Source organism: Cellulophaga sp. RHA19, from assembly GCF_002813425.1.
GTDB lineage: Bacteria > Bacteroidota > Bacteroidia > Flavobacteriales > Flavobacteriaceae > Cellulophaga.
Genome location: NZ_PHUL01000001.1, coordinates 3,670,138 through 3,683,265, shown reverse-complemented (window position 1 = coordinate 3,683,265; position 13,128 = coordinate 3,670,138). Strand labels below are relative to the sequence as shown.

General features: G+C 32.8%; 7 protein-coding genes. 4 read left to right on the top strand and 3 right to left on the bottom strand.

Annotated features, from left to right (window positions below):
• Window positions 1-4 precede the first annotated feature (4 nt).
• The 4 genes from AX016_RS15895 (at window position 5) to AX016_RS15880 (ending at window position 9,521) form a co-directional block, all read left to right on the top strand.
• A complete protein-coding gene (locus tag AX016_RS15895) occupies window positions 5-2,218 on the top strand; it encodes a GH92 family glycosyl hydrolase (protein WP_100896550.1) in 2,214 nt (737 codons plus the stop codon).
• Between the two features lie 270 nt (window positions 2,219-2,488).
• Window positions 2,489-5,596 carry a SusC/RagA family TonB-linked outer membrane protein gene (locus AX016_RS15890; protein WP_100896549.1) on the top strand — a complete coding sequence of 1,036 codons (3,108 nt, stop codon included), beginning with the start codon at window positions 2,489-2,491 and terminating at the stop codon, window positions 5,594-5,596.
• A gap of 4 nt (window positions 5,597-5,600) precedes the next feature.
• Window positions 5,601-7,085: a SusD/RagB family nutrient-binding outer membrane lipoprotein gene (locus tag AX016_RS15885; protein WP_100896548.1), complete on the top strand. Its 1,485-nt coding sequence runs from the start codon at window positions 5,601-5,603 to the stop codon at window positions 7,083-7,085.
• A gap of 132 nt (window positions 7,086-7,217) precedes the next feature.
• Window positions 7,218-9,521, top strand: coding sequence for a GH92 family glycosyl hydrolase (locus AX016_RS15880; protein WP_100896547.1), 2,304 nt, complete (start codon window positions 7,218-7,220; stop codon window positions 9,519-9,521).
• Window positions 9,522-9,553: 32 nt separating this feature from the next.
• On the opposite strand, the gene AX016_RS15875 is transcribed toward AX016_RS15880, so the two are convergent.
• The 3 genes from AX016_RS15875 to AX016_RS15865 are packed head-to-tail and all read right to left on the bottom strand — an operon-like array spanning window position 9,554 to window position 12,980.
• Window positions 9,554-10,828 (bottom strand): hypothetical protein, encoded by a 1,275-nt coding sequence (locus AX016_RS15875; protein ID WP_100896546.1) that lies wholly within the window; start codon window positions 10,826-10,828, stop codon window positions 9,554-9,556.
• 50 nt (window positions 10,829-10,878) lie between these two features.
• Window positions 10,879-11,589, bottom strand: coding sequence for a response regulator transcription factor (locus AX016_RS15870; protein WP_100896545.1), 711 nt, complete (start codon window positions 11,587-11,589; stop codon window positions 10,879-10,881).
• Window positions 11,589-12,980, bottom strand: coding sequence for a sensor histidine kinase (locus AX016_RS15865; RefSeq protein ID WP_100896544.1), 1,392 nt, complete (start codon window positions 12,978-12,980; stop codon window positions 11,589-11,591). Before AX016_RS15865 ends, AX016_RS15870 begins: the two co-directional genes overlap by 1 nt.
• Window positions 12,981-13,128: the final 148 nt, after the last annotated feature.

Sequence of the window (13,128 nt, the reverse complement as noted above, 5' to 3'; positions counted from 1 at the left end):
AATTATGAGTATAAAATTTAAAATTTTAAGTATTGTTTTAGTTGTAGTAAGTTTTGCCTTTGGTCAACAACCTGTAGACTATGTAAACCCGTTTATAGGAACCTCTAATTTTGGAGCAACAAACCCAGGTGCAATTGCGCCAAGAGGTATGGCTAGTGTATCTCCATTTAACGTAGCAGTGCAAAAAGATGCAGGTTGGTTATCTAACCCATATGTTAAACAATACAATTTTTTAACAGGATTTACACACGTAAACTTAAGCGGAGTTGGTTGTCCAGATTTGGGAGTTATTTTAACTATGCCAACTTCAGGAGACTTAAAAACAAACCATATGCAATACGGAACCACTTACATAGATGAGGTTTCTAAAGCAGGCTATTACTCAGTTAACTTATCTAAATACAATATAAAAACAGAACTTACTGCAACAACAAGAGTAGGAGTGTCTAGGTATACATTTCCAGCAGGAAAATCTAACATACTTTTAAATTTAGGACTTGGCTTAACTAATGAGCAAGGCGCAATGGTAAAAGTGGTATCTAATACAGAAATTGAAGGAATGCGCACAGTTGGCTCTTTCTGTTATAATAGTCCAGAACAGGCTTACCCAGTATATTTTGTTGCTAAATTTTCTAGTCCAGCAGATGAGTTTGGAGCTTGGAAAAAACCACATAAATACAATGAGGTAGAAGCACAATGGATGGGCTACAATGGCAAAACTAGACTAATGAAAGGGTTTACAAGAGAAGTTGTAGGTGATAGTATTGGTGCTTATATGCGTTACAATTTTAAAAAGAAAACTACTGTTGAGGTTAAAATTGGTGTGTCTTACGTAAGTATAGATAATGCTAGGGAAAATTTGGAAAAGGAAACAGCTAATAAAAATTTTGATGATGTTTATGCTACTACAAAAGCTGCTTGGAACAAGACTTTGTCTACTGTAGAGGTAGAAGGTGGTTCTACAAATGATAAAACAATATTTTATACAGCATTGTACCACACACAAATACACCCAAATACGTTAAATGATTTTAATGGCGATTATCCTGAGATTGCAACTGGTAAAATAGGAAACACTAAAGGTACTAGATACACCGTTTTTTCGCTTTGGGATACGTACAGAAACTACCACCCATTAATGAGTACTTTGTACCCAGCACAACAATCTAATATGGTAAAAAGTATGTTGTCTATGTACAAAGAAAATGGTTGGCTGCCTAAATGGGAGTTAAACTCTACAGAAACTTTTACAATGGTTGGTGACCCAGCACCAGTAGTTATAGCAGATACATATTTACGTGGTATTACAGATTTTAATGTTGATTTAGCTTACGCAGCAATGTTAAAAGGAGCAACCAAGATTGTAAATAATCCGTTAAGGCCAGGAAATAAAGAGTATTGGGAGAATGGATATTTAAGTGTAGGCGGTAGTGCAGAGGGGCCTGTTTCTACTACAGAAGAATATAATATTGCAGATTTTGCTATTTCTCAACTAGCAAAAGAATTGGGTAAAAAGGCAGACTATAAAAAGTTTTATAATCAATCTTTATCTTATAAAAAATTATTTGATAGTGATTTAAAGCTACTAAGACCTAAAAATAGTGATGGTAGCTGGTACACACCTTTTGATCCTTACAAAGGGGCAAATTTTGAAAAAAATGTGGGTTATATAGAGGGCAATGCGTGGCAGTACGCTTTTATGGTACCACACGATATTAAAGGTTTAATGAAGCTAATGGGAGGAAAAAAACAATTTGTTTCTCACCTAGATTATATTTTTGATAATAATCAGTTTGATATGGCTAATGAGCCAGATATTGCTTATCCTTTTTTATATAACTACAGTAAAGGAGACGAATGGAAAACTCAAAAAAGAGTACAGGCGTTAATAAAAACATATTTTACAAATACGCCTGCAGGTTTGCCAGGTAATGATGATACAGGCACAATGTCTGCGTGGTTAGTATATGCAATGATGGGAATTTACCCTGTTAGTCCGGCTTCACCAGTTTATACTATTTCTACACCAAGATTTACTTCTATGACTATTCATTTAGATACAACTTATTATAAAAAAGAAAAGTTAATTATTAAGCGAACAGGAAATGTTAATGGAAAAATTAAATCTATTCATTTAAATAATAAAGAACTTAAAGGGTATTTTGTTTCTCATAAAGACTTGTTAAATGGCTCTGTTTTAGAAATAGGGTTGGAGTAAAATTTTAATTTAACAAGTTTTCTCTGTTGTAAGTCTCTTATTACCTTGACTTTGTAGGTTTTTGCATCTGCAATTCTAAAATGTGTATTTGTTTGTGTATTAATTACGGAATTGATAATAAAGTATTCAAATTTTTAACACCTCTGTATATTGTCGCTTAGCTTTTCCACAAAGTTGTTAGTCGAATTAATTTCTGCATTTAACATTAATAGGTAAAATTTAGAGGTAAATTAACTAATAACTAACTTAACAATTAAAACTCATTTAAGTATGCAAAAACAAACACATTACTTATTGTTGTTTGTGCTATTTCTCCTTACTAGTGGTATGGTAGCGCAAAACAAAACTGTGACTGGTACGGTTACAGATGAAGCAGGAGTACCTTTACTAGGAGTTAATGTTTTAGAAAAAGGAACATCTAATGGTACATCTACAGATTTTGATGGTAAATACACAATAACTGTAGCAGGTGACTCTTCAATACTAGAGTTTACCTCTATAGGTTATACGGCCAAAAGTGCTACAGTAGCAGGGCAAACCACACTTAATGTTTCTATGGTTGAAGATGCAGAGCAGTTAGGCGAAGTAGTTGTGACAGCTTTAGGTATTAAAAAAGAAGCAAAAGCATTAGGATATTCTTTAACAGAAGTTGGAGGAGATGAGCTATCTAATGTAAAGCAAGTTAGTGCAATTAACTCTTTACAAGGTAAGGTTGCAGGTGTAAATATTACACAAAACTCAACTGGTGCCGCTGGTTCTAGTAGGGTTATTATTCGTGGTAACAGCACATTAACAGGTAACAACCAACCTTTGTATGTTGTAGATGGTATTCCTATTGGTAATGAAAATAGTGGATCAGCTGGCACTTATGGTGGTAGTGACGGAGGTGATGGTATCTCTAGTATAAATCCAGATGATATTGCATCTGTAAGTGTATTAAAAGGTGGTGCAGCTGCAGCTCTTTATGGCTCTAGAGCAGGTAATGGTGTCATAATTATTACTACTAAAAATGGTTCTCAGAAAAAAGGATTAGGAGTAGAAATAAGTAGTTCTGTTACTTTTGATGAGGTAGATACTTCATTAACAGATTTTCAAACTTCATATGGACAAGGTACTAGAGGTAGAGTACCTGCTAACCAGTCTGAAGCTTTTGATTTAGGATTGTCTTCTTGGGGTCCAAAACTAGATGGTTCTAGCGTTGTACAATGGGATGGAGAAGAAAGACCATACTCTTATGTTGGTGACAACAGAGATCATTTTTACAGAACAGGTACTACATTTATAAACACAATAGCTATTACTAGTGGCTCTGAAAAAATGAGTTATAGACTTTCTGTATCAGATTTAGATAATCAAGATATTGTTCCTAATTCTGGTATAAATAGAAAATCATTTTCTTTAAATACAAGTGCTGTTTTAGCAGACAAGTTAACAAGTCAGGTTAATGTAAAGTATATTGTAGAAAATGTAAATAACAGACCAAGATTGTCTGATGCACCAGGAAATGCAAATTATACGGTTGCATTATTGTCTCCAAACGTAGATGTACGTGATATGAATCCGGGTGCAAATCCAGACGGATCTGAAAGAGGGTATTCTGCAAACATTTACTCGCAAAACCCTTATTATTCTGCCTATAACTTTAGTAATCAAGATTTAAAAAACAGAATTATAGCTTCTACATCTTTACGTTATGATATTTTAGATTGGTTATACGCTTCTACCCGTGTTGGTGTAGATCATTACACAAGAAAATCTACATCTATAGAGCCTTGGGGAACAGCATATAAACTTTTAGGAGGTATGAACGAGACTGAAGGTAGATATACACAAATAGATGCTGATGTAATGTTAGGTATAGACAAAAATATTACAGAAAAATTTGCTATTGATGGTTTGGTAGGTGCAAATACAAACCACGTTAAAACTGAAACTTTAATTTTAGGAGGAGATAATTTTGTTGTTCCAGGTTTTGAAGATATATCAAACCTTAGAGATCAAAGTAGAAGTAGAGAATTTCAAGAAAGAAAAATTTCTGGTATTTATGGTTCTCTTGGTTTTTCTTATGATAAGTGGGCTTACTTAACTTTTACAGGAAGAAACGATTGGTTTTCTACATTATCTTACCCAGGTAAAACTACACCAAACAACGAGTTTTACTTTTCTGTAAATACAAGTGTTATTTTATCAGATGTATTAGAGCTACCTAGCTTTATAGACTTCTTAAAAATTAGAGGTGGTTATTCTGGTGTAGCTGGTGGTGGAGATTTAGCATACCAATTAGCGCCAACATACCAAATTTTTGGACAAGGACACCAAGGGCAAACTTTAGGTAGAATTAATGGTAGTTCTGTTCCAAATCCAAATTTAGTTCCTTGGGAAAAAGATGAAACAGAAATAGGTTTAGATCTTAGACTTTTTGGAAACAGATTATCTTTTGATGTTGCTTACTATCAAAATGAAACAACTAAAGATATTGTAAACATTTCAACATCTGTATTCTCTGGTTATGATAGCGCAACTGCTAACATTGGTAAGTTAGAAAATAAAGGTATAGAGTTTTTAATATCTGGTACACCAATACAAACTGAAAATTTTAGATGGAACACAAGCTTTAATGGATCTTACAATAAAAGTGAAGTTACTGCTACTAATGATGAGGGTACACCTATTAGTTTAGATGAACCAAGAACACAAAACGCAAGAATTACACACGTTGTAGGTGAGCCTTATGGTTCTATAGTAGGTGTATCTTATAATAGAGATGATGCAGGTAACATTATATACGATATAAACTCTGAAGGTGTGCCAATTGCACAAGAAGGAGAGCGTAAAATACTAGGAGAAGGTGTGCCACCATTAACTTTAGGTTGGAGTAATACCTTTAGATATAAAGATTTTAGCTTAGGCTTTTTAATTGACGGTAAATTTGGCGGACAATTATTATCTGGTACTAATGCTTTAGGTTATAGTACAGGTTTACACAAAGAAACTTTAAAAGGAAGAGAAAACGGATTAGTAGTTTCTGGTATAGACGGAGATACAGGACAACCATTTACAACTACTGTTGCACCAGAAGATTTACAAACATACTATGGAAGAGTTAGTCGTATTGCAGAGGAATTTGTAGAGGATTCTGACTATATAAAGTTTAGAGAGTTTAGTTTAGGGTATTCATTACCAGAAAAAATGCTAGAAAAAACATTTATAAGTAGTGTAAATGTATCATTAATAGCAAGAAACTTATTCTACATTTCAAGAAGCATAGATAATGTAGATCCAGAAAGTACATACAACTCAGGTAACTCACAAGGTTTAGAATATTTTGGTGTGCCATCAACTAGAAACTATGGTTTTAGTCTAAATGTAAAATTTTAAGAACATGAGAAAAATATTATTTATATTATCATTTGTACTAGTTCTTGGAGCCTGTGATAAAGGTTTTGAAGAGCTAAACGTTAACCCTACAGCACCAAATCAGGTGCCAGCTACCACTAAACTTAGTGCAGCTCAATTATATACTTCTGGTGAGCGTTATGAGAACTGGAGAGCAAATTTAATTTACTCGTCTACAATGATGCAACATTTGTCTACAACAGCAGGCTATTGGTCTGGAGATAAATACACTTGGAACAAAGGCTATGCATCTTCTATGATAGATCGTATTTACGGTAATGCTATAAAAACCGTAGAGGATATGCTTGTTCAGTTAGACCAAGAAGAACAACCAGAAGAAATGAAAGCTATTACTAGAATAATGAGAGTTTTTATTTACCACAGATTAACAGATTTGTATGGTGATGTTCCTTATTCTGAAGCTGGTAAAGCGGTATTAACAGGAAACTTAACTCCAAAATATGACAAACAGAGTGATATTTATGCAGATATGCTTAAAGAGTTAGAGGAGTCTGTAGCAGCATTAGGTACTGGTGTTTCTGGTTTTGGAGATGCAGATTTAATGTTTCAAGGAGATCAATCTCAATGGAAAAAATTTGGAAATTCAATGATGCTTAGGTTAGGTCTACGCTTAATAAAAGTAGATCCTGCTGCGGCAGAAGCTTGGGCAACTAAAGCTATAGCTGGTGGCGTAATGGAATCTAATGATGATATTGCATACATACAGCATACAGCTGGACCTGAGGGAATAAATAAAAACGGTAATGGAGAGGTTTTTACTGCAGATGCCAACCCTAGAATGAGCAAAACGTTTATAGACTTTTTACAAGGAGACCCTAGACTGCCAATTTTAGCAGCTCGTAGAAGTGATGGTAGTACAGATGTTGCAGATTTAAAAGGTTTACCAAACGGTTTAGATAGTCAATTATTAGAAGAGTCTACAGGAGAAAAAGATACAGACTTATATGCAGAACCTAACAGAAGTATTATTACTGGTGAAGGTGCGCCAATGTTTTTTCAGACTTATGCAGAAGTAGAATTTATGCTTGCAGAAGCAGCAGAGCGTTGGGGCTTAGCTGGTGGTGATGCAGCTATGCATTATAATAATGGAGTAAGAGCAGCAATGAAAATGTTAGCTATTTACGGAGATGCAGCTGTAATTGATGACTCTGCTATAGATGCTTATTTAGTAGCTAACCCTTTTGATGCAGCAAATGCATTAGAGCAAATTAATACACAGTATTGGGCAGCTACTTTTTTAAATGAGTACGAGGCTTTTGCTAATTGGAGAAGAACAGGTTTTCCTAATTTAACACCTACAAATTATCCAGGTAATGAGACTGGTGGTACTATACCAAGAAGATTAACGTACGCTACTAGCGAACAAAGTAATAACCCAGATAACTATGCTGCGGCAATTGCATCTCAAGGTCCAGATGTACTTACCACAAGAGTATGGTGGGATAAATAGTTTTTTAGTGTAATTATTTAGTTTTTTAAAAGAGGAGGAAAAAAGTATTCCTTCTCTTTTTTTATTACACTAGTTTCTGTAATAATCTTATATTTAAAAAAGCATTCTTAAAATAGAACTCAAACCCAAAAAATGAAATTAACTAAAATACTTTTTCCCCTTATTGCAATTATTACAACTGCTGTAGTAGCACAATCTACTACGGCAGTTTCTTATGTAGATTATGTAAACCCATTGGTGGGCTCAGACTCCGAGTTTGCATTGTCTAATGGTAACACTTACCCTGCAATTGCTACGCCTTGGGGTATGAACTTTTGGACTCCCCAAACAGGAAAAATGGGAGACGGCTGGGGATATACCTACGATGCCCTTAAACTTAGAGGTTTTAAACAAACGCATCAGCCAAGTCCGTGGATTAATGATTATGCTGCATTTTCATTATTTCCAGAAACAGGAAAATTAAAAATTAATGAAGATGATAGAGCTTCTTGGTATTCACACAAATCAGAAATTAGCAAACCACATTACTACAGTGCTTACTTGGCAGATTATGATGTAACTACAGAAATTACACCAACAGAAAGAGGAGCACAGTTTAGATTTACATTTCCAGAATCTAAAAAATCTCATATTCTTGTAGATGGTTTTTTTAAAGGTTCTATGGTAAAAATAATACCAGAAGAACGTAAAATTATTGGCTATTGCAGAAATAATAGCGGTGGTGTACCAGAGAATTTTCACAATTACTTTGTATTAGTTTTTGATAAAGATTTTGATGAGGTTTTAACTTGGAAAAAAGAAAAAGAAGGTAAAGAACAAACATCTTTTAATAAAGAAGCAGAAGGTTACCACGTTGGTGCTGCAATTAGTTTTTCAACTAAAGATGGTGAGCAAGTTACTGCAAAAGTGGCATCGTCTTTTATAAGTTTAGAACAAGCAGAAATCAACCTAAAAAGAGAAATAGGAGAAGACACTTTTAGTCAGACTAAAGAAAAAGCTGCAACTGCATGGAATAAAGAATTAGGCCGTATGGAAGTAGATGGTGGTACTGTAGAACAATACAGAACATTTTATACTGCTTTGTACAGAGTACTATTATTTCCAAGAAAGTTTTATGAGTTAAACGCTGCAGATGAAATAGTGCATTACAGTCCTTACAATGGTAAAGTATTACCAGGTTATATGTTTACAGATAATGGCTTTTGGGATACATTTAGAGCGGTTTTTCCATTCTTTACTATAATGTACCCAGAGTATTTAAGTAATGTAATGCAAGGCTTAGTAAATACGTATAATGAAAGTGGTTGGTTGCCAGAGTGGGCAAGTCCTGGACATAGAGATTGTATGATAGGGTCTAACTCTGCCATAAACATTGCAGATGCTTACTTAAGAGGAATTAGAGGGTACGATGTTGAAACTCTTTATGAAGCTGTTAAAAAGAATTCTACAAGCAAAGGACCAGTTAATTCTGTTGGTCGTTTTGGTGCTGAATTTTATAATGATTTAGGATATGTACCTTATGATGTTGGCGTTAATGAAAATGCTGCACGTACACTAGAATATGCATTTGCAGATTGGAGTATTGCAGAATTGGGAGAAGCATTAGGAAAGCCTAAAAAAGAGGTGAAGTTATTTAGAGAACGATCTCTAAATTATAAGAATGTCTTTGATCCTAAAATAGGTTTTATGCGAGGTAAAAATAAAGATGGTTCTTGGGCAACTACGTATACGCCAGATAAATGGGGAGATGCTTTTACAGAAGGTGCTGCTTGGCACTGGACGTGGTGTGTTTTTCATGATCCGTTAGGTTTAGCAGAAGACTTTGGAGGTGTAGCTAAAATGCGCTCTAGGTTAGACGATGTTTTTACTGCAGCACCTACTTTTAACGACTCTTATTACGGACAACAAATACATGAAATTACAGAAATGTTAGTTGCAGATATGGGGCAATATGCACACGGAAACCAACCCGTACAACACGCTATTTATTTATATAATTGGTTAGACCAACCTTGGAAAACACAAATACATGTGCGTAATGTAATGGATAAGCTTTATTCTTCTGCACCAGATGGTTTGTGTGGTGATGAGGATAATGGGCAAACATCTGCTTGGTACGTGTTTTCTGCTGCAGGTTTTTATCCTGTAACTCCAGGAACAGGAGAATATGCTTTGGGCAGTCCGTTGTTTAAAAGTGTAAAAATGCATTTAAGAAATGGAAACACTTTTACAGTTAATGCTCCAAACAATAGTAAAGAAAATATTTATATTGATGAGGTACAGAAAAACGGAAATAGTTATAAGAAAAACTACATTACGTTTGATGATATTATGAGTGGTTCAACTTATAATTTTGGTATGAAAAATACACCTAACAAGAATAGAGGAATGGATAAAAATGCTAAACCATACTCAATGTCCATAACAAAAAAATAATTTTAAAAATTAAGAACTGGGTTGTGCTTTACTTAAGGCATAACCCAAGTTCCTAAATGTGCTTTGCTGTTTAGTGTGTATCCTAATTTATAAGCATTAGCATCTGTTATTTCTATAATTTTACCAGGTGCAGGTATAATGTTATTTTGTAAAAGCAGTGTGTTGTAAATTGCTACATCTTTAGCAGAAATAGTTTTTCCGTTTTTTATAATTGTTGTGCCATTAATTTCTAAAAGCAACTTTTCTTTTAAAGAGGATATATATCCTTTTTCTTTTAATGTTTTTAGAAAATTAGTCAGTTTTGCATTGTCATTTAATATAACAATGTTTTGACCAGTTTTGTAAAATGAAAATGTATTTTCTGAGCTAATATTGTATTTTTTTAAAACACTCTTATATTGGTTAATTTGTGTGTTGGTAAGTTTTGTTCCGTTAATGTAAACGCCTGTTTGGTCTGCGTTGCAAGCAATATCATTTTTAGACTGTATTATTTTATCTTTTAAAAGAGCGGTAATAAGTTCTGTTTGTGCATTTGGCCAAGTGTAGTTATTAGCATTTTGTATACTATTACTTAAAATAGTTTTACTGCTACTTAAAAGCATTTTTAAAGGAGCACTAATTGCTCCTTTATGACTAGCTTTTGTACTAATATCTGCGGCTTTTTCTGCTAGCCGTTTTGCTTCTTCGGCAATATGTATAGCATCATCCTTGTAGCTTTGTAGGTTAGCCTGTTCTAAACGTTCTGCTTCTCTTTGTATTCTTGCAGCTTCACGTTTCATTCTTTCTGCATCTCTAAGTAGCCTATCTGCTTCGCGCTGTAATTCTTCTGCTTCTCGTTTTGTTTCATCATTACCAGATATGACTGTTTTTAATGTTTTTCCTAAGGCTTCAAACTTTGTAATAAGCGCATCAGAAGCTACATTTTTATCTAAAAACATTACTAGTTTTTTAGAATTTAGGTTTACATTATAAACTTCATTCTCATCAGCATTAGAAATCCAAGAATAAGAATTACCAGATTTGGTCATTTTTTTAGATTCTAATTCATTTTTTAATACAGATACTAACTCTGAGTATCTTTTTTGAGGGAATTTTGCTTTAAACTTATAACTATCATTTGTATTGCTAATAGCTATAGAAATACTACCACTACTATTATTGCTGCTAGATCTAGAATAAGACATAGAACTAGAAGAGGATGAATGTGTTGTTGGTGGTTTTGGAGGGGTTGGTATTGTTTGTGCCAGTACTGTGTTTCCTAGCAAAAATAGAATAATGTGTACGGTTAATATTGCTTTTGTTTTCATAGATTTTGTTTTTGATTTCTGCTTTAAACAGAAGTTTTTGTTGTTACATTTTACTCCTTAATTTTAAAGGTTAAGCCAACACCACGCGCGCTTTCTATAGATATGTTGTTGTCTTCTTTAAAATATTTACGGAGTCTACTAATAAAAACATCCATACTACGACCAGAGAAAAAATCGTCTGTGCCCCAAACAGCAGTAAGCAGATGATCTCTTTTTACCATTTGGTTTTTATTCTCAAAAAAATAAGCTATTAACTGAGCTTCTTTTTCTGTTAGTCGTTGTATTTTGTTATTAAAAAGTAATTGGTAATTAACAGGGTTAAAAACATAGGCGCCTATGTTGTAACTACTGTTGTTTTTTGATTGATGAATGATTTTTTGTGTTCTTTTTAATATATTTTTTAATCGTAATATTAGTATATCTGCTTCAAAGGGTTTTACTATATAATCGTCTGCCCCAAGCTTTAAGCCTTTAATTTTATCATCTTTCATTTTTTTAGCTGTTAAAAAAACAAAAGGAGTTTCTGGACTATTGTTTATTATTTTTTCGGCCAAGGTAAAACCATCCATTTTTGGCATCATAACATCAAAAACACAAATATCAAAAGGATTGTTGTTACTTGCTTCTTCTATAAAAAAATCTAAAGCCTCTTTTCCATCTTTTGCCCAGGTAACAGTAAAATCATGAATTTCTAAGTATTGCTTTAAAATACTTCCAAAATCAAAATCGTCTTCGGCTAATAAAACAGTTGTCTTTTGCATTAGTTTATAGGTGTTTTAATAGTAAATATTGTTCCTTTATGTAATTGACTTTCAATTATAATAGAGCCATTGTGTGCATTTATTATTTGTTTTGTGTAATATAGCCCCAGTCCTAAGCCTTTTACATTATGTAGGTTACCATCTGTAACTCTATAGAATTTATCAAAAATTAAGGGTAGGTTTTTTTGTGGAATGCCAATGCCATTGTCTTTAATTACAATACTATATTCTCCGTTTGTATGTTTGGTTTCTATAGTGATTTGTATAGATTCTGTACCATACTTTACCGCATTTTCTAATATATTTAATAGTGCCGTAGTAAAATGAAACTTGTCTATACGTAGTAAAACTTCTGCAGTGCAAACTTTATTTATTATGGTAACATCTTGTTGTTGTACAGATAATTTAAAATCTTCAATCAAATGCTTAAAGTATTCGTTATCTATAACTTGTTCTTTATTTAAAACAATTTCTTTAGAACTAAGGCTATTAGTCATTACTTGATCTATTAGCTTTTGCAAACGTTCATTTTGTCTGTCTACAATATTTAGTGTACTGTTAAATATAGCTTCGTTATTCTTAATTTCTGCTTTTTTTAAACTTTTAGATGCTATACTTAAAGTAGCTAAAGGTGTTTTTAACTCGTGTGTAATGTTATTTATAAAGTCGGTTTTAATTGCTGTTATTTTTTTCTGTGTAATTAAGTTTTTTATAGAGTAATATAATAGGCCAATAACTATTAAAAATATAAGTACAGAAGCAAAGAGTAGAAACGCCATTCTTTTGTATACAATACTTTTCCACTCTTTAATTAATATTTTGTTTTCTGTTTTTACTTCTAAATCAAATGTGTTTATTTTTATTTCACCTTCAACTTTTTCTACAAATTCTTGCTCAGAAAACCACTTTGCATTGTTAATGGTTTTTGCATTTTTATCATCAAATTCCTCTCCAAATAATCTAGATTGTTTTTTGCCAGCATAAAATATGGTATCATTTTTAATTTTATCTAAAAGAACAACGCTGGTTAAATTCATTTTAAAATCTACATCATATCCTAAATTTACTTTTTTAAGTTCTTCCTTAAATATTTTTTTAAACTCGGTATTTAAGCTATCACTTTTTTCGTTAGACCTACTTATAATTTGAGATTTAGATAAACGATTATTTTTATAATCTGCTATGTAGTTTTTTAAATTATCTCCCCAAATATTGTACAAAGAATCTAGTTTAGGATTGTCATCTATTACAGAAATAACATCTGTAGTTTCATTAATAAATGCTTTCTTTTTTAGTTGGTAGGTATTGTTTATTAGGTATGCCTGTATAGACGATAATGCTATTAAAACTAGTATAGCAGTACTTATTAATATGGTTGTTTTGTTTTTCATTGGTTTTTTTCTGCAAGTCAAAAGTACCAATAAACCTAGATTAAGTAGTACAAACAGAAGCCGTTAACCCTTCATTAACGTTAATATATGCTGTGTTCACAGTATTTAAAGGTCTTTTGCTCTTTTGTTAATTTAATAAACTTTTTAG